This is a genomic window from Ancylobacter dichloromethanicus, assembly GCF_018390645.1.
Taxonomy (GTDB): Bacteria; Pseudomonadota; Alphaproteobacteria; order Rhizobiales; family Xanthobacteraceae; genus Ancylobacter; species Ancylobacter dichloromethanicus.
Genome location: NZ_JAHBGC010000038.1, coordinates 317,403 through 343,813 on the forward strand (window position 1 = coordinate 317,403; position 26,411 = coordinate 343,813).

The window sequence follows — 26,411 nt, forward strand, 5'->3', positions numbered from 1 at the left end:
ACGGCGCATTGACTAACCTGATGGCTAAACCATCGAGCCGATGTCCGAGGCGTAGCTCGGATAGGCAAAGATGATGCCCTTCATTTGGTTGGCGGTCAGACCCGCTCCCATCGCCATTGCGAACAGGTTGATCTGTTCCTCGGCACCGGGACCAATCAGATGGGCCCCCAGGATCACCCCCGTCCCCCGCTCGACGAGGACCTTGTAGCCGGTTCTGACCGCTCCAACCCGTAGGGACGAATACCAGCCGTTGGTCTTCTCGAATTTGACATCGAAGTTGAGGCCCTTCTCGCGCGCCGCCGCTTCGGAAAGCCCGACGGTGGCCACCGGCGGCAGTGTGAAAACGACGCTCGGGATCGGCGGATATTTCACCGCGCGCTCGTCCTTGCCGGCCAGCAGGTTCTTGCCCGCTACCCGCCCCTCGTAGGCCGAGACTGGCGTCAAGTTTGGACCGCTGTCGGCGCAGTCGCCTGCGGCGAAGATGTTCGGGTTGGTGGTACGCATGTAACGGCTGACCTTGATGCCGCGCCGACCGCTTTCCACGCCCGCGGCAGCAAGGTTCAGGTGCTCGATGTTCGGTGCCCGGCCGCTCCCGTGGACGACCAGATCGCACGTAACGGTCTTCACGCCAAATGGCGTTTCATAGGCTACGGTAAATTCCTCGCCGGTTTTCTCGATCTTCAGAACCTTGGCCTCGGTTTGCAGGTTAATTCCCATCTCGATCGTGGTCTCGACCAGCATGTCAACCAAATCGGGATCGAAATTGCCCAGCGGGCGCTCGACCATTTCCAGGACCGTGACTTCACTGGCGCTCGCCCGCTTGGAAACATGGGCGAATTCCATGGCGATGAAGCCGCCGCCGACAAAGACTATTCGCTTGGGTTTTTCAGGCAGCTCGAGAAAATCGGTGCTGGTGAGCAGCAGGTCTTCCCCGGGGATGTTCAGGGTCATCGGCCGCGCGCCAGTGGCGATGTGGAAATGCTTCGCTCGCAGCGGTGATCCGTTGACTTCAATCGTATCTGGGCCGGTAAAGCGCGCATCGCCGTGCAGCGTGAAAATACCTGCCTTCTTCAGCCCGGCTTCTATCCTCGCCGGCATGACGCCAGTGAATGTCCGCTTGAACGCGATCATGTCCGGCCAGTTGATCGACGTCTGGGCTTCGAGCCCTTTGCCTCTGAGATTATGCGCCCAATCCACGCCTTCGGTGACGGCGATGAGCATCTTCTTGGGGTCGCAACCGCGCAAAGCACAGGTGCCGCCATAGGGCAGACTGTCGACGCTGGCGACGTTCCAGCCCGCCGCGGCCGTCATTCGAGCGACGCCGTTGCCGCCGGTTCCGGCCCCAATCACGATCAGATCATAATCTTGCGCGTCGCTCATGGAATTCTCCTGTGGTGAGCGTTTCCCTCGGCTCGCTCAATCGACAGTCTCAAGGCGGGCAGCCCGCCAGATCACGACCGCAAAGCTCCAAGAAACGCAGTCGTGATGAGGGTCGCCAGTCTCCGGCTGGTTAAGCGCTCGGCCTCCACGCATACGCAGTGAATGCGTCATCCACCTTGGGGTTGTTCACGTGGTTTGCATAATTGCTGAGTGTCTTGACCGCGAGCGCGAGGACGATTTCAAGCACCTGCTCTTCCTTGTAGCCGGCACTCAGAAAGGCTTTCAGGTCGTCCGCCGTTGGTCGTCCGCGCGTCGTAAATATACGTGACGTGAATGTGCTGAGCGCAGCGAGCCTGGGATCGGCAATGCTCGCGGCCGAGCGCAGGGCGCCGAGAACATCGGCGGAAACCTTTGAGACCTTCTCGGCGATCATGCTGTGAGCCGCCATGCAATATTCGCATCCGTTCTCGCGGCTGATCGTCAGGAAGACGACCTCCTGCTCGGCCGGTGTGAATCCCGAGTGCGCGCGAAATGCGGTATAGCCATCAAGATAGGTCTGCAGAAGCCCCGGCGAGTTGGCCATCCCGGCATACATGTTAGGGATGAATCCGACCGAGGCTTTTGCCTTTTCAAGGGCTGCCTTAGCCCGCGGGTCAGCGTTTTGCAGCGTTACCGGCGAGAGTGAGAGTCTGGCATTGTCAGTCATTGCATTCTCCTGCGCTTAAGATGGCAAACGCGCGTATTGATGACATCATGTACGTGCTCGTGACTGCGGGATGAGGAAGTGGGCGTTATCGGCGAGGCGGCTCGATTGCATGCGGTCCAGGTCGAGGCGCGGACAGTCACAGCGTCGGTCGCAACTGGTCTATCGATCGCTCATCTCATCCTTCTCTGCTTGCCCAAATCCTCGATCTCGGCCTGGTCTAGGGTCTGTAGCGGCTACAGGGTCAAGAGGTTTTTCGCGATGCGCGATCGGAAGCTGCCAAAGGGCCTCCCACGCGCCGAGTTGGCCCGGCGGACGGGCGCCAATCTCGAACCGTGCGCTACCACGAGAAGATCGGCTTGTTGCCGCCGCGACCGAGAACCGCCTGCGGCTATCGGAGCTATGGCGGGGCACATGAACGCCGCCTTGGCTTTGTACCGAGGCGCGAGAGCGCTCGAGGAGATCCGCGCCTTGCTGCGCCTAGTGGACGAACGGGGCCAACCTTGCGCTGAAGCGAGCCGCCTAGCGACGACTCACTTGGCAGACGTGCGGGCAAAGATCGCCGATTTGAAACGGATGGAAGGAGTGTTGAAGACGGTGTTTGCCCAGTGCGTCGATGCAACGCGCCTCGATTGCCCGCTGATAGAGACATTGTTCCGTGAGACGACCTTCTAATAGGTCGGCTTCGTTACGCCTGAACACACCAGGTTTTGCTCTCAGTTTATCACGGAGCTTGAAATCGGCCGCCTGCGCCGAGAATCGAAAAGCCAGCCCGCCAACTGAGTTACGGGGTAGTTTCGGCTGCGAGGACAATATTTGAACTTTCGCGCACGCCTTCGGCGCTCATGGACTGGCAAAGCCAGAGCCGATTTTCTTGAGTGAAATTCAGAGTGGATGAGTGGCTTAGAACCCTTCGTCCCCAACATTCGTCAAATGAGATGGCGCGCCCGACACGATTCGAACGTGTGGCCTCCACCTTCGGAGGGTGGCGCTCTATCCAGCTGAGCTACGGGCGCATCTCTCATTGCCTAGTCCGACCAACCTCTGCAGGTCAACGGATTCGGACACCTTCAATCGTGCCTCTCGGTCCAAACGCATGTCGTGATGTGCTGGTGCATCCTACGCTACGCGCTTTTTCGCTGCCGTTCTCCGAAATCTGCTTACGCCGTGCTTACGCGAAACATCTTCAAGACAGGGCAGCTCGCCTCCAGGCTCTCAACTCATTGAAACTCGTTGCCTTCTTCTACTTCTATCCAACACAGACACCCTTGACATCAGCCTTCGGAGGGCAGCGCTCATGAAGGGACGCATTCGCGCCGGTTCGAAAAGCTGTTCGGGATGCTTGGACTCGCGGGTTAAACTGCGAGCGCGCCAACGCCCCTCAATTGACGCGCCTCACGCGTGTCACACCCCGCCGATTTTTAGCCGAGACTTGCCGCCTCCCCTACGCCCGCAGGACAGGCCTTCCCTCCTCGCGTGCTCTTGTGCATCCATTTCCGTGCAACAGCGTGAGCCGCCGGAAACCGGCAAGCCTGGTAGTGATGCTGAGTGACGGTCTCACTCAGAGGCACAACCTCGCGTCCGACCACCACCCCATGGTCGGCAACAAAGCGCCGAAGCGTACCGATCGCAGGAGGCAGTATGTCAGAAACCAAATTCCTCACTCCGGAAGAAGTGACCGAGCGCTATCGTGGAGGCGTCTCGGTAGGAACTCTCCGAAACTGGCGCGCTATGAAAATTGGACCGTCGTTTGTGAAGATCGGTAAGGCCGTCCTCTATCCGATCGACGAGCTTGAAGCGTGGGACGAAGGGAATAGAGTGAAGTGCCGCGCTTCAAAGCGACTCGATGAGCACGTCGGTGATCAAGCGTGACAATCACGGTCGAGCATTGTGGACATATCCCAATGCCCGGCACCAGTCGCCGATGAAATCGCAAAAAATGGCGCAATTTCATGATATTATAAATCTGCCTTGGCTGATACACAACCACCCGAGCGGTGACCCGACGCCCTCGAATGCCGACATCCAGATGACCAAGACCATCATCGACGTGGCCAAGCCGCTCGGCATCGAGGTGCACGACCACATCATCGTCGGCAAGGACGGGCATGCCTCCTTGCGCGGGCTGCGGCTGATCTGAGCCGCTGATATCTGAGCCTCGTCTCGCCGGGGCCCCGTCAGGGACGGCTGAGCAGCAGCGGGGGACCCTCGTCGGGGGGAACCTTCTCCCACCCGCCATCCTCCTGCGCCGCGAAACGCAGGCCGTCGCCACCGGCGCCGAGCAGCACGAGGCCGCCGCCGTCGAGCCGCCAGCGATCGGGGGCGAGCGTGGCGAGGCCGGCCGGACAGCGGCCGACCAGCCGGGCGCGGAAGGTGCCGCCGCCGGCATCGGTCCCGGTCAGCTCGATGTGGCAGGCCGGCTCGCCGGCGGTTTCGGCGACATCCCAGGCGCCGACGAGATCGGCCGCGTGCAGCCCGGGATCGGCAAGGCGGGGATTGACGAGGAAATAGACGCCGTCGCCCTCGCGCAGCGCTTCCCATGTGCCGCCGACCCCCTCGGTGAATTCCGCCACCAGCGTGTCATCCGGGCCGTGCAGGCGGATGGCGTTGCCGGGGCCGGGAGCCCAGGAGGCGATGTCGACGCTGAACAGGATGGCGTCGGCACAGGCCGGCCGATCGAGGCCAACCTCATAGCGCTCGGCCGCGACGCCCCTGCGGCCCAGTGGCCTTTCGGACAGCGCAAGCGGGCAGACACGGTCGCCATCGGCGTTGGTCAGCCGGTACTCGGCGGCGAGCGTGGCGGCCGGCGGTGGCTCGTCGCCGGGCGCCGCGCTGTCCTCCGCCCGGCCCGGCGCCGCGAGCAGCACGGCGAGCGCGGCGGCGGCCGCTAGCACAACCGGGCGACGTCGGCTCGGGTAGGGCCTGCGGCCCGCATCCATGCGCGGCTCCTCATCAACGCGCCGGCTTCACCGGCGTCTCCGGCACCGGCGTCAGTACCGGCCGATCCTCCGCCCAGGCCAGCAGATTGTCGACCACGAGCTGTCCCATGGCGTTGCGGGTGACGTGGGTGGCGGAGGCGACATGCGGCAGCAGCACGGCATTGTCCATGTCGATCAGCGCGTCCGGCACATGCGGCTCGTCGGCGAAGACGTCGAGGCCGGCGGCAGCGATGGTGCCGTTCTGCAGCGCCGCGATCAGCGCCGGCTCGTCGACCACGGAGCCGCGCGCGACATTGATCAGCACACCGGTCGGCCCGAGCGCGGCGAGCACCCCGGCATTGATCATGCGTTCGGTCTCGGCGCCGCCGGGCACGATGACGATCAGCGCATCGACATTGCGGGCCAGGGCAATGAGGTCGGGATAATGGGTATAGGGCACGTCCGCCACCGGGCGGCGGCTGTGATAGGCGATCGGCCGGCCGAAACCTTCCAGCCGGCGGGCGATGGCGCGGCCGATGCGCCCCATGCCGACGATGCCGAGGGCGCGGTCGCGCAGGGTGGCGGTGAGCGGGAAGCCGCCGGACGGCCATTTCCCCTCCCGCAGATGCCGCTCGGCCTGCGGAATCTGCCGCAGCGTCGCGAGCAGCAGCCCGACGGTAAGATCGGCCACCTCGTCATCCAGCACGCCGGGCGTGTTGGTGACGACGACGCCACGCCGACCCGCCGCCTCGGCATCCACCGAATCATAGCCGACACCGAAATTGGCGACGATTTCCAGAGCCGGCAGCCGGGCCATCAGCGCGTCGGTCACCCGGCGGGCGCCGCCGCCGGTGGAGCCGACGCCGGTGGCGACGGCGCGGATACGCGGGCCGACCTCGGCGAGGGTGGCCTCGGCGTCGGGCGCGTCGAGCCGGTGGACGGTGAAATGCTCGCGAAGCTGCGCCTCGATCATGCCCATCATCGGGCCGGTCTGGAGAAGGTCGGGGCGGGCGGGCATGGGGCACTCCTCAGCGCGAAGGGGCCGGTATTCCTCACCAAAGCCCGGCTGGTTTCAAGCCCCCTCGCGGTCGATGGCTTCACGCCGTCAGGCCGGCTCTTCCTCAAGGCCGTCCTCGGCGTCCTCCTCGGTGTCGGCGGTGACGGCGCCGAGCTGGGCGGAAAGGTTGCGCTCGATCTTGCGCAGCATCTTGCGCAGCCGTTTGCGGTCCTTGCCGTCGAGGCCGGCGGTCATCGAATCCTCGATCGAATCGGAGATGGCGTCGATCGCCTCCGCCCGATGGCGTCCCTCATCGGTGAGATGTACCCGCACGAGGCGAGCGTCGCCTTCCGAGGCGCGGCGCACCAGCAGGCCCTGAGCGGAGAGCCGGCCCACCGTCTTGGACGCGGTGGGCGGGCGCACCCGCAACGCGGCGGCGAGCTCGGTCATGGTTCGGCCGTCGGTCTCGCAGAGCAGCTTGAGCACCGTTTCCTGCCCGGGAAACAAACCGATGTCCTGAAGGCGACGCGCCGCGAGAGCGCGCTGGAGGCGCGCCACATGGTGCAGTCTCTGGCCGATCTTCTTGTCGAAGCCGTCTTTCATGGGCGCTCCTGCGACCGAATACGCCACGGCGACAAATATCTAACGCGCGAGTAACGCATTGCCGTGACACGAACATGGCCGCAATTACGCAGTTCGTCAAAGTTCTCGTTGAATCCGCCTTCTCTCACAGCCGCGAAAAGCGTGCCTCGACCCGGGAAAGAAAGGTCGCGCGGCTGGAAGCACTGGCCGAATCCATGCTGTGCAAGGCGAGCCAAAGCTTTTTCGCCCGCGGATGAATGATGCCGCCAATGCCGTCGAGCAGGATGCGCCGCCCCGGCTGGCCGATCCACAGCCACCAGTACCAGGGCGAACCGAGCGAGGTCACGGCGGCGAGAACGCGGATATTGGTGAGCCGGCGTTCCAGCGGCCGGTTCGGCTGCGGCATGCCGAAGGTCTCATGCGGCACCAGCACGCGGTCGAGCCAGCCCTTCAGCATGGCGGGCGGGCCGTACCACCAGGTGGGCGCGACGAAGATCAGCGCCTCGGCCCGCTTCACCCGTTCCAGATAGCCGGCAACGGGCAGCACGTTGATCCCGGGCTCGTGATAGCCGAGGCGCTCGTCGCGGCCCATCACCGGGTCGAAGCCTTCAGCGTGCAGGTCGATGAGATCGACCTCATGCCCGGCGGCCCTGAGCCCGCGCAGCACGGCGTCGCGCACGCCGGCGGTGAAGCTTTCGGCCACCGGGTGGCAATAGACGACCAGCGCGCGCATCAGCCGGCATCCCCTGCGGTTCGGCTTTCCAGGCCTGCGAACAGATAGGTCCGGCCGGCAGGGAAGTCGAAATCGGGGTGATCCCAGGCGATCATCTTGCCGGGATCGAGCAGCCCCTTCGGGTCCGCTTCGCGCTTGAAGGAGATCTGCGCCGCGTCGGTCTGCTTCATGCCGCCTTCCTCCCGCGTGGAACGGTACGGGTTGAACACCGGGATGCCGCGATCCTCGTGCCGGGCGACGATTTCCGCCAGCCGCAGCTCCTGCCCGCTGTCGGCACAGGCGGCATTGATGTCGGGCAGTACCGGTAGACGTCACGGCTCTTCTGGCGCACCGGGGCCGGACTGTCCCCGGTGCGGATGCCTGCGAGCCCTGCCCTTAGGGCAGAAAGAATGACGCTTTTGCCTCGGCTCACGCGGGAGGCTCCATCAGGTCGTCGAGTTCGGCATAGTCCGGCGGGGTGGTGTCGATGGCGCGCCCGCCGCGCAGAATGGTCCGGTCCGGCTGCGGGCGGGACAGCCATTCATTGAGGCTGCGCGCCGGGAAAATCGACAGGTCGGCGCGACCGCCGGGGGCGAGCATGCCGGCTTCGAGGCCCATATGGACGGCCGGGGTGCGGGCGATGAGCGCGGGCCCATCACCATGCGGGTGGTCGAGATGGGCGATGCGGGCGGCTTCCCGGTAGACTTCCACCAGATCGAGGTCGCCATAGGCATAGAAGGGGTCGCGCGCATTGTCGCTCGCCACCATCACCGGAACGCCGCGCGCCTTCATCTCGTGCAGCAGGGTGACGCCGCGCCAGCGCGGGGTGCGGCCGGGATGCCGGTCCTGGAGATAGAGGTTGCACATCGGCAGGGAGACGACGGCGATGCCGGCCTGCGCCACCAGATCGAGCGTGTGGCCGATCTCATGCGCGTCCTTCACCGCCATCGCGCAGCAATGGCCCGCGAGGATGGGGCCCTCGAAGCGCCGGTCGACTGCCATTCGGGCGAGGGTGGCGAGGCCGCGGCCGTGGCGGTCGCGCTCGTCGACATGAAGGTCGAGGCCGAGGCCGAAACGCTCGGCGGCGTCGAACAGGCGCGCCAGCCCCACCGTCAGGCTGGGGGTCACGTAGGTGTAGCTGCCGAGCCGCCCGCCATGTTCGCGCACCAGGTTCAGAAGCTGCGCGAAACGCCCGTCATCGAGGACGCCGTCTATGGCGATGAGGCCGACCGCCTGCAGGTCGATCCGCCCGCGCCAGCTCTCGCGCATCTCGCTGAACACCCGCCACGCGGCAGCCGCGCGCGGGCCGTCCGAATCGAGATGGGTGCGGATGGCGACCGTGCCATGGGCATGGGCGCAGCGCAGGGCGAAATCGAAGCGCCGGCGGATGTCGTCCTCGCTCCAGTGCGCGGCGCGGTCGGCGGCGACGGCGTTCATCGCGCCGTCGAAGGTGCCGTCCGGGTTGGGTGCCCGCTTCCAGATGAAACCCTTGTCGAGATGGGTGTGGATATCGACCAGGCCGGGCAGCACCAGCCGACCCTTGAGGTCGAGCCGGGGCCCGGCGTCGCCGAGCATGCCGGCCGGGGCGAGCCGGGCGATGCGCCCGCCCTCCAGCGCGATGTCGAGCGCGACCAGCCCCTCCACCTCCGCCGGACCGGCGATGACGGGGATGAGGCAGGCCGGCACGTGCGCATGGCCGAGCACATAGCCGGCGGGAGCGGCCTTGAGGTCGGGCATCGTCATGTCCGGCCGCCGAGTTCGCTCTCGTGCCAGCGCCGCAGCGCCAGCCAGGAGAGCAGGCTCAGCGCGGCGTAGATGAAGATACCGGTGAGCGAGATCAGGATGAGCGCCGCGAACAGGCGCGGAATGTTCAGCCGGTAGGCGGATTCGACGATGCGGAAGGCGAGGCCCGAACCCTGCCCGGCCGAGCCGGCGGCGATCTCGCCGACCACCGCGCCGATCAGCGCCAGCCCGCCGGCAATGCGCAGCCCGCCGAGGAAATAGGGCAGGGCGGTGGGCAGCTTGAGCTGCACCAGCGTCTGCCCGCGCGAGGCGCCCGAGAGGCGGAACAGGTCGCGCAGATTAGGGTCGACCGAGTTCAGCCCCAGCGTGGTGTTGGACAGCACGGGGAAGAAAGCGACGATCCAGGCGCAGACCAGCACCGCCGCATCGGTGGAGAGGTAGATCAGCATCAGCGGCGCCACCGCGATCACCGGCGTCACCTGCAAGATCACGGCGATCGGGAACAGCGAGAATTCGACGATGCGGGCGCTGGCGAAGATCAGCGCCAGCGCACCCCCGCCGGCGACGGCAAAGAGCAGCGCGATCACCGTGGTCTGCAACGTCACCAGCATGGAGGCGAACAGGACGGCGCGGTCCTCGATCAGCGTCTCCAGCACCTCGCCCGGCGCCGGCAGCACATAGGGCGGCAGATTGTTGATCTTGACCACCAGCGACCAGGCAAGGACCAGCGCCACCAGCACGCCGAGGGGCAGGAACCAGCGCAGCGGCGAGGTGGCCATCTCCGCCTCCGCCTAGTGCGCGTCCATCGCCCGGGCAAGGGCGAGGGAGGTTTCGCGGCACAGGCCGGCATATTCGGGCGAGGTGCGGAAGGCCTCGTCGCGCGGTTGGTTCGGGTCGATGACAAGTTCGGAGGAAACCCGCCCCGGCCGGGCGCGGAACACCAGGATGCGCGAGGACAGGTAGACCGATTCGAACACAGAATGGGTGACGAAGACGATGGTGCAGCCGAGCCGCCGCCACACCTCCAGCAGATCGTTGTTGAGCTTGAAACGGGTGATCTCGTCGAGCGCGGCGAAGGGCTCGTCCATCAGCAGCAGGCGCGGCTTTGTGACCAGGGCGCGGGCGATGGAGACGCGCATCTTCATGCCGCCGGAGAGTTCGCGCGGATAGGCGTCGCGAAAGCCGGCAAGGCCGACCAGTTCCAGCGCTTCGGCGATGGCCGGCTCGGCCTCGCGTCGGCTGGTCCCGGCGAGCTTGAGCGGCAGATGGACATTGCCGAACACGCTGGCCCACGGCATCAGCGTCGGCTCCTGGAACACGAAGCCGATGGAACGAGGCTCGGCGACGCGGCGGACTGTCTCCTCCTCGTGCCAGTCGAGCCGGCCCTCGCTCGGCTCGGTGAGCCCGGCGATGAGGCGCAGCGCGGTCGACTTGCCGCAGCCGGAAGGGCCGAGCAGCGAGACGAACTCGCCCTGCCGCACGTCCATGTCGAGCCCTTCCAGCGCGGTGACGGCATTGGCGAACCGCTTGCCGACCCCGCTGAGGCGCAGCAGCGCCGTGCCGGGGGCGGTGCCGGCCACGCTCTGCCGCGAATCGAGGTCCGGTGCCGGTGCGTTCATGCGCGGTCGATGCACAGGGGGGAGGGCGATGGCATCTGCGCCCGGCAATCTCGGCGGCGCATCATTTCGGCGCCAGTTCCTTGCCGACGCTCTTGTTCACGAACTGCAGCGTGTAGGATTTGGCGTAGTCGATGCCGGGCTCCAGCACCTTGGCCTTCACCATCCTGTCGTAGAAATCCTTCATCCGCGCATCGGTCATGGCGCCGATACCGAGCGAGGCGGTGTCGCCGGAATCGACGATGCCATATTCCTTCATCTTGGCGATGGAGAAGGCGATCATGGCGTCGGTCATTTCAGGGTTGTCCTGCTTGATCAGCGCATTGGCCTTCACGTTGTCGCCGTAGAGATAATTGTACCAGCCGATGATCGAGGCATCGACGAAGCGCTGCACCAGGTCGGGATTGCGCTTCACCAGTTCGCTGCGGGTCTCGATGGTGGTGGCGTAGGTGTCGAAGCCGTAATCGGCCAGCAGGAACAGCGTCGGCTTGAAGCCGCCCTGCTGCTCCACCGCATAGGGCTCGGAGGTGACGTAGCCCTGCATGGCGCTGTTCTTGTCGACGAGGAACGGCGCGGCGTTGAAGGTGTACGGCTTCACCTGGTCCTCGCTGAAGCCGTATTCGTCGACCAGCCACTGGTAATAGCTGGCCAGGCCTTCCTTGGAGATGAACAGGGTGCGGGTCTTGAGCTGCTCGAATTCGGTCACGTCCGGATGGGCGATCAGGACCTGCGGGTCCTTCTGGAAGATGGCCGCGACCACCAGAGTGGGAATCTCCTCGACGACCGAGGAGATCGCCTGCAGCATGTTGCCGCCCATGTAGAAATCGATCTTGCCGACCGGCAGCAGCAGCCGGTTGTTGGCCTGCGGACCGCCCGGCTGGATGGTGACATTGAGCCCGTATTTGGCGTAGGTGCCGTCCGCCAGCGCCTGGTAGAAGCCGCCATGCTCGGCCTGCGCGACCCAGTTGGTGCCGAAGGTGACCTTGTCGGCGGCATGGGCCGGCTTGGCGGGCAGCAGCGCGGCGGCCACCAGCGCGGCGGCCACCAGCGCGGCGAGGGGGAAGAGGCAACGCAAGCGCGACAGACGCGGGCGCATCGAAATCTCCATCCGGGTACGTTGAGGCGGTGCGTGACGGAAGCTGTGCCGCCATGATAGGCGAGCTTATTCGCCATGCACATAGGCCTTGGCGACAGGCCCGCGCAATGCGGGAGGCTCACTTTTCGGGCCTGCCTGCCGTGCCCAGCCGGAGAACTCAGCCATGCTCCGTCATCTCGTGCCGCCCAGCATCCGCCGGCCTTTCGCGCGCGACAGCCATGCCGTGCGCATACCGCCCGGGGCCCGCCCGCCGCTGGTTTCCGGCCAGCTCGGCGTGTCGGTGGAGGACGTCATTCCCGAGAGCGTGGAAGCGCAGGCGGCGCTCTGCCAGGCCGCCATCTACGCCTGTCTCGCCGATCCGTCGCCGGCCTCGACGCTGATGATCGTTGCCGGCTTCACCCGCCCCGAATTCAAGGTGGAGTTCGAGGCGCTGGCGGCGACGATCGATTGAGCCTAAAACGCGCCCATTGCATCGACCGGACCTTGCGACATGCCCCCCAAACGCTTCTGGACCGAACTCACCTGGCCCGCCTTCGCGCAGGGCGACACGCAGAACTGGATCGCCGTGCTGCCGGTGGCGGCGGTGGAGCAGCACGGGCCGCATCTGCCGGTCGGCGTCGACGCCTTCATCGGCGAGGGCTATCTGAAGGAGGTGGCGCGGCTGCTGCCGGCCGACATCCCCGCCGTCTTCCTGCCGTTGCAGTCGATCGGCAAGTCCAACGAGCATATCCATTTTCCCGGTACGCTGACCCTGTCCGCGGAGACGGTGACCCGCGCCTGGACCGAGATCGGCGAGAGCGTGCACCGCGCAGGCGTGCGCAAGCTGGTGATCGTCAATTCCCATGGCGGCAACGTGCCGATTCTCGACCTCGTGGCGCGCGAACTGCGCGCCCGGCTGGGCATGCTGGCGGTGACGGTCTCCTGGCATCGCTTCGGCTACCCGGAAGGGCTGTTCACCGCGCAGGAGCGCCAGCACGGCATCCACGCCGGCGGGGTGGAAACCGCGCTGATGCTGGCGTTCCGGCCCGACACGGTGCGCGAGGACGAGGTGCGCGACTTCCCGCCGGTGACGCTGGCGATGGAGCAGGAATTCGCCTTCCTGCGCGCCGGCTCGCCGGCCGGCTTCGGCTGGATGGCGCAGGATATCCAGCCCACCGGCGCCATGGGCGACGCCAGCGAGGCGAACCTGGAGAAAGGCGAGGCCTGCGCGCTCTACGGCGCCCGCGCCTTCGTCGAACTGCTTGGCGACGTGCACCGTTTCGACCTGTCGCGGCTGCCGGCGGGCCCGCTCGGCGGGGCGGCGCTCTGATGGAAGGCTCGGTCGCCCGCATGGGGTTTCACGGTCGCACTCTCGCACTCGATGCCGCGCGCGCCTATGCGGCGCGGGTGCTGGAGCGTTTCGGCACGTCGCCCGCTAACGCCGCCATCACCGCCGACGCGCTGGTGCGCGCCGAGGCGGACGGCCTCGGCACGCACGGCCTGACGCGGCTGCCGAGCTACGGCGCCATGGCGGCGGCGGGCAAGATCGACGGCCACGCGGTGCCGAAGATGCGCCGCGTCGCGCCCTCGGTACTGGCGGTGGATGCCGGCAACGGTTTCGCCTACCCCGCTCTTGCGCTCGGCCTGCCGGAACTGGCGGCGATTGCCCGCGAGAGCGGCATCGCGCTGATGGCGGTGCGCCGCTCCAGCCATTTCGGCGTCGCCGGCCAGCCGGTGGAGGCGCTTGCGCGTGAGGGGCTGGTGGGGCTCGCCTTTTCCAACGCCTCGGCCTCCATCGCCCCGTGGGGCGGCAAGCGGGCGGTGTTCGGCACCAACCCGATCGCCTTCGCCACGCCGCTGAAGGGGCGGGCACCGGCGGTGGTGGACCTTTCCGTCGCCAGAGTGGCGCGCGGCAACATCCTGGCCGCCGTGCAGCGGGGCGAAGACACCATCCCCGAGGGCTGGGCCTTCGATGCACAGGGCAACCCGACCACCGACGCCAAGGCCGGGCTCGCCGGCACCATGGTGCCGATGGGCGACGCCAAGGGCACCGCGCTGGCCTTCGTCATCGAGGTGATGGCGGCGGCGCTGACGGCCTCCACCTTCTCCTTCGACGCGCCGAGTTTCTTCGATGGCGAGGGGCCACCCGCCGCGGTCGGCCACGTGATCATCGCGATCGATCCTGGCGCGATGGCGGGCGACGCCTATCTCGACCATCTGGAGCGGCTGGCGCGGGCCATCGAGAGCGAGCCCGGGGCACGCCTGCCGGGCGCGCGCCGTCTCGTCAATCGCGCGCGCGCCGCCCAGGAGGGCGTGACGCTGAGCGCGGGGGTGCAGCGGGCGCTGGCGCAGATGGGGTTCGAGGATCTCGCGGAATAGGCGGGGCGGCCGGGCGGACCGGGCAGCCTGACAGCAAAAAGGCCCGGACAGGTCCGGGCCTTTCGCGTGTCGCCGCGCCAAAGCGGCGCCGGGGTCACCAATACGCGGTCACTTATAGGCGGCTATCGCCTTGAGGATCAGCTCGCGGGCGCGCTCGGGGCCTTCCCAGCCGGCGATCGAGACCGTCTTGCCCTTCTCCAGATCCTTGTAGTGAGTGAAGAAGTGGCCGATCTGATCGATGATCAGCGGGGGCAGGTCGGCATAGCTCTTGACCTTGGCATGGTAGGGGTAGACCGAGTCCGCCGGCACGGCGAGGATCTTCTCGTCCCCACCCTTCTCGTCGGTCATCATCAGCACCCCGATCGGCCGGCACGCGATCACCGAGCCGGCGAGCAGCGGAATCGGCGAGACGACGATCACGTCGATCGGGTCGCCGTCATCGCCGAGCGTGTTCGGGACGAAGCCGTAATTGCCGGGGTAGAACATCGGCGTGTGCAGGAAGCGATCGACGAACAGCGCGCCCGATTCCTTGTCGATCTCGTACTTCACCGGCGCGCCGCCGGCCGGGATCTCGATGATGGCATGAACTTCGTCGGGCGGGTTGGGCCCGACCGAAATGCGCGAAATATCCATGATTGGGCTCCAACGGGCTCCGGATCGACGGGCCGGCAAGGCCGGCGGCATGAGGCGCCCTCTCATAAGTCGATGCGGGCGCGCCGTCGAGACGTCTCGTCGCATCAATTCGACGGGCAGGCCGCATCGGCATGGCCGGCACGGACGCGATGACGCTTCGTCCGGCAATTGATACAGTATATCTTTTTGCTGGACGCGGGGTTGGGATATGCAGTATCAATTCCGCCTCTGGAGTTTGAGCATGTCCGTCGCCCCCGTCCGCCTGCACGACCACGCACCTGATCGCTCCCCTCCGGATGGGCGTGGAATGGCTGTCGCCGTCGGGCACGGGCAGGCTCATCCTCCGGGCCACGAACATGACCATGCCGGCGCCGCGCCGCGCGGCGCGGCGGGCCATGCGGGTGTTTCCCGCCGCCCCCACGGGCATCGCCATCACGCGCATGCGGCGGGGGAGCGGCATCCCCCGGCGCGACCGGGCTTCTCGCTGTTGCGGCTTTCCGCCCTGCAGCGCCTCGCCATCGCCCTGCCGCTGGCGGCGCTGCTCTGGGCGATGGCCCTGGCGGTGATCGGAGCCGGCGCGTGATGGGCAACGTCCTTTCCTTCCGCAATCTTACCCTCGGCTATGACCGCCACCCGGCCGTGCATCACCTCGATGGCGAGGTGCCGGAAGGCGACATGCTCGCCATTTGCGGGCCGAACGGGGCCGGCAAGTCGACCCTGCTCAAGGGTATCGCCGGCGTGCTCTCGCCGCTGACCGGCCGCATCGAGGGGACCGTGCCGGCGCGGGAGATCGCCTATCTGCCGCAGGCGGCGGAACTGGACCGCTCCTTCCCCATCGACGTCTACGACCTTGTGTCCATGGGCCTGTGGCGCCGCGCCGGGCTGTTTGGCGGCATCAGCCGCGCCGATCGCGGGCGCATCGAGCACGCCGTCGCCGCTGTCGGGCTGGAGGGCTTCGAGGCCCGGCCGATCGGCACGCTTTCGGGCGGCCAGATGCAGCGCGCCCTGTTCGCCCGCCTGCTGCTGCAGGATGCGCGCCTGCTGCTGCTGGACGAGCCGTTCACCGCGCTCGATGCCGGCACCATCGCCGACCTCACCGCGCTGGTGAACCGCTGGAACGGCGAGGGGCGCACCGTCATCGCCGTGCTGCATGATTTCGAGCTGGTGCGCGGCCATTTCCCCCGCACCCTTCTGCTTGCCCGCGAGGCGGTCGCCTGGGGCGCGACCGGCGAGGTGCTGACATCAGACAATCTCGCCGAGGCGCGGCGCATGTGCGAGGCCTGGGACGAGGACGCCCCCGCCTGCGCGCCAGCATCGGGGAGGGCGGCGTGATGTACGATCTTCTCATCGGTCCCTTCGCCGAGTTCGATTTCATGCGTCGCGCGCTGGTCGGCGTGCTGGCGCTCGGCGTCGGGGCGGGCCCGATCGGCGTGCTGATGATGCTGCGCCGCATGAGTCTTGCCGGCGACGCCATGGCCCATGCCATCCTGCCCGGTGCCGCGGTGGGCTTTCTCGCCGCCGGGCTCAACCTGTACGCCATGACCGCCGGCGGGCTGGTGGCCGGCTTCGCGGTGGCGCTCGGGGCCGGCGCGGTGGCGCGGGCGACGCAGATGAAGGAGGACGCGGCGCTCGCCGCCTTCTACCTGATCTCGCTGGCGCTGGGCGTGCTGCTGGTGTCGCTGCGCGGCTCGAATGTCGACCTGCTGCATGTGCTGTTCGGCACCGTTCTGGCGCTCGACGACGCAACTCTGCTGCTCATCGTCTCGATCTCCAGCCTCACCCTTGTGGCGCTGGCGCTGGCCTGGCGGCCGCTGGTGCTGGAGAGCGTCGATCCCGGCTTCCTGCGCTCGGTGAGCCGGGCCGGGGCGCCGACCCATCTGATTTTCCTGGCGCTGGTGGTGATGAACCTGGTCGGCGGCTTCCACGCCCTCGGCACGCTGCTGGCGGTCGGGCTGATGATGCTGCCCGCCGCCGCCGGACGGTTCTGGACCCGCGAACTGACGACACTGATCGGCCTCTCGGTGCTGATCGCCTGCGGCTCCGGCGTGTTGGGGCTGCTGGTCTCCTATCATTCCGGCGTGCCTTCCGGGCCCGCCATCATCCTCGTCGCCGGCGGTGCCTATGCGCTGTCGGTGTTGTTCGGGCCGGTGGGCGGGCTGCTGCCCCGCTTCCTGCCGCAACGCCATCTTGAAGCCTGAGGAGCCCCCCGCATGCTCACCCGCCGTCTGTATCTCGCCGCCGCGCTCGCGCTCGGCGCGGCCCTTCCCTTCGCGGCCCCCGCCGCGGCGCAGGAGGCCGCGACCAAGATCCCGGTGGTCGCCTCCTTCTCCATCCTCGGCGATTTCGTCAAACAGGTCGGTGGCGACCGGGTCGAGGTCACAACCCTGGTCGGCCCCAATGGCGACGCCCACGTCTTCCAGCCGGCGCCGACCGACGCCAAGAAGGTGGCGGCCGCGCAGATCGTCTTCGTCAACGGCCTCGGCTTCGAGGGCTGGATCGATCGGCTGGTGAAGGCCTCCGGCACCAAGGCCGAGATCGTCGTCGCCACCAGGGGCATCACGCCGCGCGAAATGGCCGAGGAGGACGAGGAAGGGCACGATCATGCCGACGCGCATGACCACGACAAGGATCACGACCACGATCACGCCGAGCATGACCATGGCGGCATCGATCCGCATGCCTGGCAGTCGGTGCCCAATGCGGAGATCTACGTCGCCAATATCCGTGACGCGCTGATCGCCGCCGATCCGGCGGGCAAGGCGGCCTACGAGGCCAATGCCGCCGCCTACACCGCCAAGCTCCAGGCGCTCGACGCCGAGGTGAAGGCCGCGGTGGCGACCATTCCGGCCAGCAATCGGCGGATCATCACCTCGCACGACGCCTTCGGCTATTTCGGTGCCGCCTATGGCATCGAGTTCATCGCCCCGCAGGGCGTTTCCACCGAGTCGGAGGCTTCCGCCAAGGACGTCGCCCGCATCATCCGCCAGATCAGGGCCGAGAACATCCCGGCCGTGTTCATGGAGAACATCTCCGATCCGCGGCTGGTGAAGCGCATCGCCAAGGAGACCAAGGCGAAGATCGGCGGCGAACTGTTTTCGGACGCGCTCTCCGATGACAAGGGCCCGGCGAGCACCTACATCGACATGGTGAAGAACAACATCGCCCAGCTCTCCTCGGCCCTGTCGAGCTGACCCCTGATCTGTCCGCGTCCCGGGCGGCCGCAGGACGGCACGGGACGCGTGGTATATTTGAACGGACAAGCGGTCCCCGATCGCCGCGCGGCGGCGTCCGGGACGACGCGTTTGAGACTCACTGGAGTTCACCATGGCCGACATGGCTTCCGCCAAGATTCCCGTCACCGTGCTCACCGGCTATCTCGGTGCCGGCAAGACGACGCTGCTCAACCGCATCCTCTCCGAGCCGCACGGCAAGAAATTCGCTGTCGTGGTCAACGAGTTCGGCGAGATCGGCATCGATAACGACCTCGTGGTGGGCGCCGACGAGGAAGTGTTCGAGATGAACAATGGCTGCATCTGCTGCACGGTGCGCGGCGATCTCATCCGTATCATCGACGGGCTGCTGCGTCGCAAGAACGACTTCGACGGCATCATCATCGAGACCACCGGCCTCGCCGACCCGGCCCCGGTCGCCCAGACCTTTTTCGTCGATGAGACGGTGGGCGCCAAGACCATGCTCGACGCGGTGGTGACGGTGGCCGACGCCAAATGGCTGAAGGACCGGCTGAAGGACGCGCCGGAAGCCAAGAACCAGATCGCCTTCGCCGACGTGATCCTGCTCAACAAGACTGACCTGGTCTCCGAGACCGACCTGAAGGACGTGGAGATGCGCATCCGCGCCATCAACCCGTTCGCCCGCATCCATCGCACCCAGCGCTCGGAGATCGCCATCGACAAGGTGCTGGGGCAGGGCGCGTTCGACCTCGACCGCATCCAGGCCATCGACCCGGACTTTCTGGAAGGTGGCCACCGCCACTTTCACGACGAGGACATGCGCTCCTATTCCTTCGCCTCGGACAAGCCGCTCGATGCCGACAAGTTCTTCCCCTGGATTCAGGAACTGACCCAGACCGAAGGGCCGAACATCCTGCGTTCGAAGGGCATCCTCGCCTTCAAGGACGACCCGGACCGCTTCGTGTTCCAGGGCGTCCACATGATCCTCGACGGCGACCACCAGCGCCCCTGGCGGGCGGACGAGGCGAAGACGAGCCGCATCGTCTTCATCGGCCGGCAGCTTGACGCGGCGGCGCTGGAGAAGGGCTTCCTGAGCTGCGTCGCCTGAGCGCGGGGGCCGGCGCGCGCCGGCCGTCGCGCCGGCCGCGGGGCGGCGTGGAACCGGCATCGGTCGGCAGGCCGATGACGATGCCCGGCGCGGGCGGGCGGTCGCTTCGGGATGACGCGGAGCGGGCAGGGCATCCGCCCGTGACGCGGCGCTGCTTTTAGGCTAACCGGGCATGTCAGTCCCCAGCCGCCGGAAGCCGATGCCCCCTCTTTCCTCCTCTCCCTCCTCCCTCACCTCGAAACTCCGCCGGCTCGATCTCGACGGTGCCGTGGTGGGCGTCCGATTCCTCGGCGCGAGCGCCGCCTTCGCGCTCGGCGAGGGCGAGGTGGTGCTGGTCGGTGAAGGAGAGACGCGGCTCGCGGCGCATAAGGGCGCAGTGCTGTCGGTGGCCGGCGACGACAGACGTCTCCTCACCGGCGGCGATGACGGGCGGGTGGTGGCGACGCTGGCCGATGGCACGATGCAGGCGCTGTTCGAGCAGAAGGGCCGCTGGATCGACCAGGTCGCGGCTGGGCCGGATGGCGCGGTGGCCTTCTCCGCCGGCAAGACCGCGCATTTCCAGCCGGGCAAGGGCGAGCGCAAGTCGCACGACTTCCCCTCCACTGTTGGCGGCCTCGCCTTCGCGCCGAAGGGCACGCGCCTCGCCGTTGCCCATTATGGCGGCGTCTCGCTGTGGTTCCCCAACGCCCAGGCCAAGCCGGAATTCCTGGAATGGAAAGGCTCGCATCGCGGCGTGATGTGGAGCCCGGACACGCGCTTCGTGGTGACGACCATGCAGGAGGCGGCGCTGCATGGCTGGCGCCTCGCCGATGGCGGCCATATGCGGATGTCGGGCTACCCGTCGCGGGTGACCTCGATGGCCTTCACCGCGGGCGGCAAGTTCCTCGCCACTTCCGGCTCCAGCGAGGCGATCCTCTGGCCCTTCGCCAGCAAGGAGGGGCCGATGGGCAAGCAGCCGACCATGCTGGCGCCGCGCGACGTGCGCGTCTCGGCCGTTGCCGCCCATCCGCGCGACGAGGTGATCGCCTGCGGTTATGAGGACGGGCTGGTGCTGATGGTGCGGATTTCCGACGGCGCCGAAATCCTGCTGCGCAGCCCCGATGCCGCGCCCGTCACAGCCCTGGCCTGGCGCGGCGATGGCGGTGCCCTCGCCATTGGCACCGAGAGCGGCGCGGCGGGGCTCGTCGTCTTCTGACGGTCTTTTGATACCATAAGACATATCAATAGCTTAACGGCCCGACTGTGGTCGCGGCGCCACGTCCGGCGCGCGCGTGGAGCGGTTGCGCGAAGAACGGCGCGTGCGCCGGCGAACTGTCACCCCGCTGTCATCGCCGCCCGCTAGCCGGAGGTATCAAAAGAAGATGTCCGGGGATTTCTTGCCATGAATCGCTATTTTTCATCGACCAGCGGCCTTGCGCTGGTAGCCGCTGGCGCCTTTCTCGTCGCGCCGCTCGCCATCGCCATCGCCTCCGGCGCCCGCGCCGAGTCCTTCTCCGTGCCGAATGGCGTGGTCGAGACCAACCCGCAAAGCGTGTCCGGGACCGATACCGGCCTGATCGAGATGGGCGGCGCGCTGGAGGTCGACGGAACGGCGATCACCTGGAGCGCGCCGGCCACCGGCGCGGGGATTGACCTGCGCAACAACGGCACGATCGAAAGCAGCGACCGCACGCTCGACAGCGCCGCCGATGTGAGCGGCACGCTCACCTTCCACAATGCTGGCGACATCACCTCGGACGATGACACGGTGCGCATCAACGGCGCTTTCGCCGATGGCGAACTGTACGTCGTCAACACCGGCTCGATGACCGCTACCGGCGGCCAGGTGTTCGATCTCAACAAGGCGACGGCGGAAAGCGCCTATGTGAATATCGACAATAGCGGCACCATCACCGCCGAGGACAACGATGCCATCCGCTTCGGCGCGGGCACCATCGTCCTCACCAATTCCGGCACCATCCAGACGCTGGAGGCGGAAAGCCGCGCCCTGAAGATCGACGACGAGGATAGCATCGACACGCTGGTCTCGTTCACCCTCATCAACAAAGAGGGCGGACAGATTCTGGGCATGGATGACGGCTTCAAGTTCGCCGCCGATTCAGACACCTCGGACGCGCAGATCTACATCGAGAACCACGGCCTGATCGACGGCGGCGCCGGGCAGGCGCTCGATTTCGCCGACCTGACCTCGCCGGACAATGACATCACCATCGTCAATTACGGCACGCTGCAGTCCGCGGTCGCCGATGGCATCCGCCCCGGCAGCGGCGCCGTGGTGATCAATCACGGCCTCATCCAGTCCACCGACCTCACCAGCGACGGCGACGGCATCGACTTCCAGGACGATGGCGGCACCGTGGTCAACACCTCGACCGGACAGATCATCGGCGCCAAGCATGGCGTGACCGGCGACGGTGCCGTGACGTTGCAGAACGATGAGGGCGGCCTGATCGTCGGCCGCAACGGCTCGGGCATCAACGTCGACAGCAGCGGCGACACGCTCGTCGAAGTTGTCAATTACGGCACCATTCGCGGCGAAGTGACGGGCCTCATCGACGATGACGGCGAAGTGGACGGGGTGCCGGACGGCGACGGCGATGGCGTCGATGTCGACGGCCAGGTGCTGCTGCACAATTACGGCCTGATCCAGGGCACGGGCGCCACCGGCACCAATGACGGCGACCCGAACACGGCGGACGGCATCGCCGCCGGCGGCGGCACCATCTACAATTACGAAGGCGGCGTGATCGAGGCCTTCGACAATTTCCCGAACGTCGATTTCGACGATGTCGGCCGCGCCATACTGATCGACGACAGCTCGCAGGGGGCCGCCCCGTTCGCGACGCAGATCTACAATGCCGGCACGATCCGTTCCGACGGCACGGCGATCACCCTCATCGGCACGCAGGATGACACCATCGTCAATGCCGGCCTGATCAGCAGCGACAACGAGGTCGCGGTCGACATGGGCGGCGGCGACGATCTGTTCGTCTATATGGACGGCAGCGAAGTGGTCGGCCTGGTCCTCGGCAATGACGGCTACAACACCTTCGAACTGGGCGGCAGCGGCACGTTCGACCTGTCCCTGCTCGGCGACGATGCGCAGTACCGCGACTTCGGCACGCTGCTGGTGGACGAGGGTTCCAGCTTCACCGGCACGGGCACGTCCGCCTTCGACGGCGAGGTGCAGGTCGATGGCGACTTCGTCCTGAACGGCTCGCTGGCATCGGCCGCTCTCACCGTCGGCGACGGGGGCTTCCTCGGCGGCAACGCGGCCGTCGGCGAACTGACCGTCGGCGAGGGCGGCACGGTGTCGCCCGGCAACTCCATCGGCACCGTGACCGTCGCCGGCACGACGACCTTCGAGGCCGGCTCGTTCTACGAGGTCGAACTGAGCGGGCTCGCCTCGGACCAGATCGTCACCGACACGCTGGCGATCAATGGTGGCACGGTCGTGTTGTCGGCGATCGGGCCGATCTATGACGGCGCGGTCTACGAGATCGTCTCCGCCGCCTCGACCACCACGCCGGCCGCGCAGTTCGCGCTCCAGGAACCCGGCTTCCTGTTCGTCGATGCCGAGCTCGGCCGTGACGACGCGTCGGTGACCCTGTCGATCGCGCGCAACGACGTCGCCTTTGCCAGCCTCGCCCGCACCGCCAACCAGGCGAGCGTCGCCGGCGCCCTTGATCGCGCCGACGGCAGCCTGCTGCAGGCGACCGTGCTCGCCGGCACCACCGGGCAGGAACAGGCGATCCGCGCCGGCTACGACCTGCTGTCCGGCGAGGTGCATGCCTCGCTCGGCACCACGCTGTTCTATCAGTCCTCGCTGATCGCCGACACGCTGGTCGGCCGCCTGCGCCAGGTCTCGGCGACGGGCGCTTCCCCGGCGCTGGCGGCGCTGGCCAGCGGCGGGCCGGTGACGGCCTATGCGGCCAAGGCGCCGGAAGCGGCGAGCCCGTTCCCGGTCAAGGCCCTGCCGGCGGAGCCGGTGGGTCCGGTCTATGCGGCCTGGGCGCAGGGCTTCGGCCAGTGGAACTCGGCGGACGGCACCGGCAATTCCGCCGACGTCGACTCCTCGCTCGGCGGCTTCCTCGCCGGCGGCGACGTGACCTCCGGCAACTTCACCTTCGGTCTGGCGGCCGGCTACGCCTCTGCCAGCTCCGATGTCGACGACCGACTGAGCAGTGCCGATGCCGACACGGTGATCCTCGCCGCCTATGCCGGCGCCAGCTTCGACGCCTTCCACCTGCGCGGCGGGGTGAGCTATGGCTGGAGCGACATCGACACGACGCGCACCGTGTCCATGCTGAGCCTGCTGGAGAACCCGCTCGGCTCCTATGATGGCTCGACGGCGAATGTCTTCGTCGAGGCCGCCTATGCCTTCGAGGCCGGCAGCATCGCCCTGGAGCCCTTCGCGCAGATGGCGTGGAGCTGGATCGACACCGACAGCTTCACCGAGACCGGGGCGTTCACCAGCGGGCTGGTCTCCTCCGGCCTCTCCTATGACGTGCCCTATTCGACGCTCGGCCTGCGGCTCGCCACCACCTTCGCCATGGGCGAAGGCACGGTGACCCCGCATGCGAGCTTCGCCTGGCGTCACGCCTATGGCGATATCACGCCGGAACTCGGCATGGCCTTCGCCTCGACCGGCACGGCCTTCACCGTTGCCGGCGCGCCGATCGCCGAGGACAGCTTCCTGTTCGGTGCCGGCGTCGACTTCGCGGTGGGCGAGAACGTGCTGCTGAACCTCGGCTATGAGGGGCAGTTCGCCAGCGAGGTCGAGACCAACACCGTCAAGGGCGGCTTCACCTACCGCTTCTGAGCCCTGCGCGGCCGGACCCGAAACGCCAGGGTCCGGCCGCCGCGACTCCCGCGCGACGCGGCAGATCGGCTACGCTGCTGCGTCGCCCAGGAGGTCCCCCGACATGAAGATCGAAGACGTTCGCCGCACCGCCTATTCCATGCCGCTCACCAGCCCCTCCTACCCCAAGGGGCCGTACAGGTTCTTCAACCGCGAATTCTTCGTCATCACCTACCGCACGGATCCGGCGGCGCTGGAGAAGGTGGTGCCCGAGCCGCTCAAGGTGGTCGAGCCGATCGTCAAATACGAGTTCATCCGCATGCCGGATTCCACCGGCTTCGGCGACTACACCGAAACCGGGCAGGTGATCCCGGTCGAGCTAAACGGGGTAAAGGGCGGCTACGTCCATTCCATGTATCTGGATGACGAGGCGCCGATTGCCGGCGGCCGCGAATTGTGGGGCTTTCCCAAGAAACTCGCCAAACCGTCGCTGCGCATCGAGAGCGACACGCTGGTCGGGACGCTGCATTACGGCAGTGTCCTCGTGACCTCCGCCACCATGGGCTACAAGTTCGAGGCGCTCGACAAGGCGGCCCTGCACGCATCGCTGCTGGGGCCGAACTGGGTTATCAAGATCATTCCCCATGTCGATGGCTCGGCACGGGTGTGCGAACTGGTCGAGTACCATCTGGAAAATGTCGTCGTGCAGGAGGCGTGGACCGGGCCGGGCGCTCTCGGCCTGTTTCCGCACGCACTGGCCGACGTCGCCAAGCTCCCGGTGCTGGAAGTGCTGTCGGCGGCGCATTTCCGCACCGACCTCACCCTCGGCCTCGGCACGGTGGTCCACGACTATCTCAAGGACTGAAGCCCTTCAGCTTCCCGGCCACGGCGCTGCGCGGGGCCGGCTCGCGCCGACATCATCCGGTCTCGGCGCGGCCGGCGGCGGTCTGCGATAAGGGGCAGGCGGGGCGCTAGCCCAGCGTCAGCCGTTCCGTTGCCATGAAGCCGAAGAACAGCGCGAGCCCGAAGGCGACAAGCGCCAGCGCGGCGAGGAACTCGACGCCACGTAACGCCACTGCCGCCACCGAGCCGGGCCGATTGGCGGCGAGCCGCACTGCCGCGTGCTTGGCGAATACCGCGAGTGCGGCGACGCCGCTTACCGTCAGCGCCGTGCCGACGCCCATCAGCAGGGCCGAGGCGGCGCCGACCCAGAAGATGCCCTGCGCCAGCGCGAAGACCAGCACGAGAATGGCGCCGGAGCACGGACGTAGCCCCACCGACATCACCGCCCCCCACCATTCGCGCCAGCCGCGCCCACGCGGCAGATCCTGCGGGGCCGGCATGTGGGCGTGGTCGTCGCCGCAACCGCAATCCGGACCGTGCAGGTGCGCCGGCCCGCCGCGCCAGGCGGCGGCGAGTGCGCGGCCTTTGCTCCAGGCGAGGCGCAGGCCGATGAGGACGATAAGGCCATAGGCGGCTAGCTCGATGACGGTGACCGCCCGGCTCATCGTGGCGGCGGTGGCGCCGATGACGGCGGCGAGGATGCCGGCCACCACGATGGCGGTGAGCGCCTGCGCCAGCGCGCTGGCGAAGGCGAGGCCGACACCGCGCTTCAGCGTCGCCTCGTTGGCGAGCAGGTAGGACGAGATCACCGCCTTGCCATGGCCGGGCCCGGCGGCGTGGAACACGCCATAGGCGAAGGAGATGCCGCCGAGCAGCAGCACCGCATGGCCGTCCTGCTTTGAGGCGCGCACCGCCGAGGTGAGCAGGCGGTAGAACTCCGCCTGCTTGGCGAGGATGAAGCCGGCAAAGCCCCCCGCCTCGGGTGGCGAGGGAGCGCCGACGCCGAACGGGCTCTGCGCCAGCACGGGGTGCAGCATCAGCGCGCCGGCGGCCAGCGTCAGGACGAACAGCGCCAGCCGGCGGATCACGAGCACTTCACCGTGACGCGATTGGCGAATTGCGAGCCGAACTGGCTCGCCGAGGTGAGGGCATTGAAGAAACCCTCCGACAGCGTCGTCGAGCTGCCGGTCGCCGCCGGGTCGGGGCGATGCAGCGTCAGGGCGCAGTCCCCGGCATTGCCGGCGAGCGTCACCGGGTTGTCGTCGGCGAGCTGGAAGGCGACGAAATAGGTCGGGTCGTAGACATCGAGCGCCAGTTCGCCCTTTCGCGCCGGCGGCTTGGCGAAGGGCAGGGTGAAGTGCAGGGTCAGCGCCGTGCCGTCATAGGTGAGGGAATAGTCCTTGGGCGGCAGGAACTTGATGTCCTGCTTGCCGCGCTTGGCATAGGTGAAGAAGTCGAATTCATGCAGGGATTCGATGTTCACCTGCGCCAGATCCTTCAGCGTCTTCTCGCTCGGCTTGCCGTCGGGCGTCGTCTCGAGCCCCTGCAGGGCATAGGTCGAGAACGCCTCGTCGAACTTCCAGTGATGCCGCACGCCGGAAAGCGTGCCGTCCGGCGCGTAGTCGAGCTCGGAGTGCACCTCGACCCAGACATGAGGGTGGGCGAGCGCGGAGCCGGTGAGGGCGGTGAGGACGATGAGGGTCGCCATAAGTCGCTGAATCACGTCGGGC

The 26,411-nt window shown here is 67.2% G+C and carries 25 protein-coding genes, 1 tRNA gene and 3 pseudogenes; 14 read left to right on the forward strand and 15 right to left on the reverse strand.

The window, feature by feature from the left end:
• Positions 1-24: 24 nt before the first annotated feature.
• Both KHC23_RS17805 and KHC23_RS17810 read right to left on the reverse strand, forming a co-directional pair.
• The gene (locus KHC23_RS17805; protein ID WP_213374234.1) at positions 25-1,380 is read right to left on the reverse strand and encodes a dihydrolipoyl dehydrogenase family protein; all 1,356 of its coding nucleotides are present in this window, start codon (positions 1,378-1,380) and stop codon (positions 25-27) included.
• Between the two features lie 130 nt (positions 1,381-1,510).
• Positions 1,511-2,086 carry a carboxymuconolactone decarboxylase family protein gene (locus KHC23_RS17810; RefSeq protein ID WP_213374236.1) on the reverse strand — a complete coding sequence of 192 codons (576 nt, stop codon included), beginning with the start codon at positions 2,084-2,086 and terminating at the stop codon, positions 1,511-1,513.
• Positions 2,087-2,344: 258 nt separating this feature from the next.
• Here KHC23_RS17810 and KHC23_RS17815 point away from each other — a divergent pair.
• Positions 2,345-2,758, forward strand: a pseudogene (locus KHC23_RS17815) (MerR family transcriptional regulator).
• Positions 2,759-3,022: 264 nt separating this feature from the next.
• On the opposite strand, the gene KHC23_RS17820 reads toward KHC23_RS17815, so the two are convergent.
• Positions 3,023-3,099 (reverse strand) — tRNA-Arg (locus KHC23_RS17820).
• A 625-nt stretch (positions 3,100-3,724) separates the two neighbouring features.
• On the opposite strand from KHC23_RS17820, the gene KHC23_RS17825 reads away from it, so the two are divergent.
• Both KHC23_RS17825 and KHC23_RS17830 read left to right on the forward strand, forming a co-directional pair.
• Positions 3,725-3,955: a helix-turn-helix transcriptional regulator gene (locus KHC23_RS17825; RefSeq protein WP_025828128.1), complete on the forward strand. Its 231-nt coding sequence runs from the start codon at positions 3,725-3,727 to the stop codon at positions 3,953-3,955.
• A 103-nt stretch (positions 3,956-4,058) separates the two neighbouring features.
• A pseudogene (locus KHC23_RS17830) lies at positions 4,059-4,223 on the forward strand (JAB domain-containing protein); the annotation flags it as partial.
• Between the two features lie 37 nt (positions 4,224-4,260).
• Here KHC23_RS17830 and KHC23_RS17835 read toward each other — a convergent pair.
• The 9 genes and pseudogenes from KHC23_RS17835 to KHC23_RS17875 form a co-directional block, all read right to left on the reverse strand.
• Positions 4,261-5,022 carry an AprI/Inh family metalloprotease inhibitor gene (locus KHC23_RS17835; RefSeq protein WP_213374238.1) on the reverse strand — a complete coding sequence of 254 codons (762 nt, stop codon included), beginning with the start codon at positions 5,020-5,022 and terminating at the stop codon, positions 4,261-4,263.
• A gap of 13 nt (positions 5,023-5,035) precedes the next feature.
• Positions 5,036-6,019 (reverse strand): 2-hydroxyacid dehydrogenase, encoded by a 984-nt coding sequence (locus KHC23_RS17840; protein ID WP_213374240.1) that lies wholly within the window; start codon positions 6,017-6,019, stop codon positions 5,036-5,038.
• Positions 6,020-6,106: 87 nt separating this feature from the next.
• Positions 6,107-6,601, reverse strand: coding sequence for a MarR family winged helix-turn-helix transcriptional regulator (locus KHC23_RS17845; RefSeq protein ID WP_213374242.1), 495 nt, complete (start codon positions 6,599-6,601; stop codon positions 6,107-6,109).
• A 124-nt stretch (positions 6,602-6,725) separates the two neighbouring features.
• Positions 6,726-7,313 carry an NAD(P)H-dependent oxidoreductase gene (locus tag KHC23_RS17850; protein ID WP_213374244.1) on the reverse strand — a complete coding sequence of 196 codons (588 nt, stop codon included), beginning with the start codon at positions 7,311-7,313 and terminating at the stop codon, positions 6,726-6,728.
• Positions 7,313-7,573: pseudogene (locus KHC23_RS17855) on the reverse strand (FAD-binding protein); the annotation flags it as partial. The gene KHC23_RS17850 and the pseudogene KHC23_RS17855, both read right to left, overlap by 1 nt.
• Before the next feature lie 148 nt (positions 7,574-7,721).
• Positions 7,722-9,029, reverse strand: a complete 1,308-nt coding sequence (locus KHC23_RS17860) for a cytosine deaminase (protein WP_213374529.1) — start codon at positions 9,027-9,029, stop codon at positions 7,722-7,724.
• 2 nt (positions 9,030-9,031) lie between these two features.
• Complete coding sequence (locus tag KHC23_RS17865) at positions 9,032-9,814, reverse strand: ABC transporter permease (RefSeq protein ID WP_213374246.1); 783 nt, start codon at positions 9,812-9,814, stop codon at positions 9,032-9,034.
• 12 nt (positions 9,815-9,826) lie between these two features.
• Positions 9,827-10,654, reverse strand: coding sequence for an ABC transporter ATP-binding protein (locus KHC23_RS17870; RefSeq protein ID WP_213374248.1), 828 nt, complete (start codon positions 10,652-10,654; stop codon positions 9,827-9,829).
• Between the two features lie 61 nt (positions 10,655-10,715).
• Entirely contained in the window at positions 10,716-11,747 is a 1,032-nt protein-coding gene (locus KHC23_RS17875) for an ABC transporter substrate-binding protein (protein WP_213374250.1), read from the reverse strand.
• A 163-nt stretch (positions 11,748-11,910) separates the two neighbouring features.
• Here KHC23_RS17875 and KHC23_RS17880 point away from each other — a divergent pair, with 163 nt between their 5' ends.
• From KHC23_RS17880 to KHC23_RS17890, 3 genes are read left to right on the forward strand one after another with little or no spacing between them, the layout of a single operon-like run.
• Positions 11,911-12,198, forward strand: a complete 288-nt coding sequence (locus tag KHC23_RS17880; RefSeq protein ID WP_213374252.1) for a RidA family protein — start codon at positions 11,911-11,913, stop codon at positions 12,196-12,198.
• 39 nt (positions 12,199-12,237) lie between these two features.
• On the forward strand, positions 12,238-13,056 hold the full coding sequence (locus KHC23_RS17885; RefSeq protein ID WP_213374254.1) for a creatininase family protein: 819 nt from the start codon (positions 12,238-12,240) through the stop codon (positions 13,054-13,056).
• Entirely contained in the window at positions 13,056-14,105 is a 1,050-nt protein-coding gene (locus tag KHC23_RS17890; protein ID WP_213374256.1) for an Ldh family oxidoreductase, read from the forward strand. Before KHC23_RS17885 ends, KHC23_RS17890 begins: the two co-directional genes overlap by 1 nt.
• 108 nt (positions 14,106-14,213) lie before the next feature.
• Here KHC23_RS17890 and ppa read toward each other — a convergent pair whose 3' ends face one another.
• The gene (gene ppa, locus KHC23_RS17895) at positions 14,214-14,738 is read right to left on the reverse strand and encodes an inorganic diphosphatase (protein ID WP_213374258.1); all 525 of its coding nucleotides are present in this window, start codon (positions 14,736-14,738) and stop codon (positions 14,214-14,216) included.
• 307 nt (positions 14,739-15,045) lie between these two features.
• Between ppa and KHC23_RS17900 the strand changes: the two genes are divergently transcribed.
• The 8 genes from KHC23_RS17900 to KHC23_RS17935 all read left to right on the forward strand — a co-directional run bounded on the left by KHC23_RS17900 (position 15,046) and on the right by KHC23_RS17935 (position 24,703).
• Positions 15,046-15,321, forward strand: a complete 276-nt coding sequence (locus KHC23_RS17900) for a hypothetical protein (protein WP_246544716.1) — start codon at positions 15,046-15,048, stop codon at positions 15,319-15,321.
• Positions 15,321-16,070, forward strand: coding sequence for a zinc ABC transporter ATP-binding protein AztA (aztA, locus tag KHC23_RS17905; protein ID WP_213374531.1), 750 nt, complete (start codon positions 15,321-15,323; stop codon positions 16,068-16,070). The genes KHC23_RS17900 and aztA overlap by 1 nt, the downstream gene beginning before the upstream one ends.
• A complete protein-coding gene (locus KHC23_RS17910) occupies positions 16,070-16,936 on the forward strand; it encodes a metal ABC transporter permease (RefSeq protein ID WP_213374262.1) in 867 nt (288 codons plus the stop codon). The genes aztA and KHC23_RS17910 overlap by 1 nt, the downstream gene beginning before the upstream one ends.
• Positions 16,937-16,948: 12 nt before the next feature.
• A complete protein-coding gene (locus KHC23_RS17915) occupies positions 16,949-17,929 on the forward strand; it encodes a metal ABC transporter substrate-binding protein (RefSeq protein WP_213374264.1) in 981 nt (326 codons plus the stop codon).
• A gap of 133 nt (positions 17,930-18,062) precedes the next feature.
• Positions 18,063-19,037, forward strand: coding sequence for a CobW family GTP-binding protein (locus KHC23_RS17920; protein ID WP_213374266.1), 975 nt, complete (start codon positions 18,063-18,065; stop codon positions 19,035-19,037).
• A 199-nt stretch (positions 19,038-19,236) separates the two neighbouring features.
• On the forward strand, positions 19,237-20,232 hold the full coding sequence (locus tag KHC23_RS17925; protein WP_213374268.1) for a WD40 repeat domain-containing protein: 996 nt from the start codon (positions 19,237-19,239) through the stop codon (positions 20,230-20,232).
• Between the two features lie 186 nt (positions 20,233-20,418).
• Entirely contained in the window at positions 20,419-23,859 is a 3,441-nt protein-coding gene (locus tag KHC23_RS17930) for an autotransporter family protein (protein WP_213374270.1), read from the forward strand.
• Between the two features lie 103 nt (positions 23,860-23,962).
• The gene (locus KHC23_RS17935; RefSeq protein WP_213374272.1) at positions 23,963-24,703 is read left to right on the forward strand and encodes an acetoacetate decarboxylase; all 741 of its coding nucleotides are present in this window, start codon (positions 23,963-23,965) and stop codon (positions 24,701-24,703) included.
• A gap of 106 nt (positions 24,704-24,809) precedes the next feature.
• Here KHC23_RS17935 and KHC23_RS17940 read toward each other — a convergent pair whose 3' ends face one another.
• Both KHC23_RS17940 and KHC23_RS17945 read right to left on the reverse strand, forming a co-directional pair.
• Complete coding sequence (locus KHC23_RS17940; protein WP_213374274.1) at positions 24,810-25,769, reverse strand: nickel/cobalt transporter; 960 nt, start codon at positions 25,767-25,769, stop codon at positions 24,810-24,812.
• Entirely contained in the window at positions 25,766-26,404 is a 639-nt protein-coding gene (locus tag KHC23_RS17945; RefSeq protein WP_271188593.1) for a DUF1007 family protein, read from the reverse strand. The genes KHC23_RS17940 and KHC23_RS17945 overlap by 4 nt, the downstream gene beginning before the upstream one ends.
• Between the last annotated feature and the right edge of the window lie 7 nt (positions 26,405-26,411).

Bases quoted from the DNA above. Each gene is read 5' to 3' on its own strand.
- KHC23_RS17870 (WP_213374248.1), bottom strand. From the start codon at position 10,654: ATGAACGCACCGGCACCGGACCTCGATTCGCGGCAGAGCGTGGCCGGC.
- KHC23_RS17880 (WP_213374252.1), top strand. From the start codon at position 11,911: ATGCTCCGTCATCTCGTGCCGCCCAGCATCCGCCGGCCTTTCGCGCGC.
- KHC23_RS17925 (WP_213374268.1), top strand. From the start codon at position 19,237: ATGCCCCCTCTTTCCTCCTCTCCCTCCTCCCTCACCTCGAAACTCCGC.
- KHC23_RS17915 (WP_213374264.1), top strand. From the start codon at position 16,949: ATGCTCACCCGCCGTCTGTATCTCGCCGCCGCGCTCGCGCTCGGCGCG.
- KHC23_RS17890 (WP_213374256.1), top strand. From the start codon at position 13,056: ATGGAAGGCTCGGTCGCCCGCATGGGGTTTCACGGTCGCACTCTCGCA.
- KHC23_RS17910 (WP_213374262.1), top strand. From the start codon at position 16,070: ATGTACGATCTTCTCATCGGTCCCTTCGCCGAGTTCGATTTCATGCGT.
- KHC23_RS17845 (WP_213374242.1), bottom strand. From the start codon at position 6,601: ATGAAAGACGGCTTCGACAAGAAGATCGGCCAGAGACTGCACCATGTG.
- KHC23_RS17840 (WP_213374240.1), bottom strand. From the start codon at position 6,019: ATGCCCGCCCGCCCCGACCTTCTCCAGACCGGCCCGATGATGGGCATG.
- KHC23_RS17865 (WP_213374246.1), bottom strand. From the start codon at position 9,814: ATGGCCACCTCGCCGCTGCGCTGGTTCCTGCCCCTCGGCGTGCTGGTG.
- KHC23_RS17900 (WP_246544716.1), top strand. From the start codon at position 15,046: ATGGCTGTCGCCGTCGGGCACGGGCAGGCTCATCCTCCGGGCCACGAA.
- KHC23_RS17810 (WP_213374236.1), bottom strand. From the start codon at position 2,086: ATGACTGACAATGCCAGACTCTCACTCTCGCCGGTAACGCTGCAAAAC.
- KHC23_RS17930 (WP_213374270.1), top strand. From the start codon at position 20,419: ATGAATCGCTATTTTTCATCGACCAGCGGCCTTGCGCTGGTAGCCGCT.
- KHC23_RS17805 (WP_213374234.1), bottom strand. From the start codon at position 1,380: ATGAGCGACGCGCAAGATTATGATCTGATCGTGATTGGGGCCGGAACC.
- KHC23_RS17875 (WP_213374250.1), bottom strand. From the start codon at position 11,747: ATGCGCCCGCGTCTGTCGCGCTTGCGTTGCCTCTTCCCCCTCGCCGCG.
- KHC23_RS17850 (WP_213374244.1), bottom strand. From the start codon at position 7,313: ATGCGCGCGCTGGTCGTCTATTGCCACCCGGTGGCCGAAAGCTTCACC.
- KHC23_RS17860 (WP_213374529.1), bottom strand. From the start codon at position 9,029: ATGCCCGACCTCAAGGCCGCTCCCGCCGGCTATGTGCTCGGCCATGCG.
- KHC23_RS17920 (WP_213374266.1), top strand. From the start codon at position 18,063: ATGGCCGACATGGCTTCCGCCAAGATTCCCGTCACCGTGCTCACCGGC.
- KHC23_RS17835 (WP_213374238.1), bottom strand. From the start codon at position 5,022: ATGGATGCGGGCCGCAGGCCCTACCCGAGCCGACGTCGCCCGGTTGTG.
- aztA (WP_213374531.1), top strand. From the start codon at position 15,321: ATGGGCAACGTCCTTTCCTTCCGCAATCTTACCCTCGGCTATGACCGC.
- KHC23_RS17825 (WP_025828128.1), top strand. From the start codon at position 3,725: ATGTCAGAAACCAAATTCCTCACTCCGGAAGAAGTGACCGAGCGCTAT.
- ppa (WP_213374258.1), bottom strand. From the start codon at position 14,738: ATGGATATTTCGCGCATTTCGGTCGGGCCCAACCCGCCCGACGAAGTT.
- KHC23_RS17935 (WP_213374272.1), top strand. From the start codon at position 23,963: ATGAAGATCGAAGACGTTCGCCGCACCGCCTATTCCATGCCGCTCACC.
- KHC23_RS17885 (WP_213374254.1), top strand. From the start codon at position 12,238: ATGCCCCCCAAACGCTTCTGGACCGAACTCACCTGGCCCGCCTTCGCG.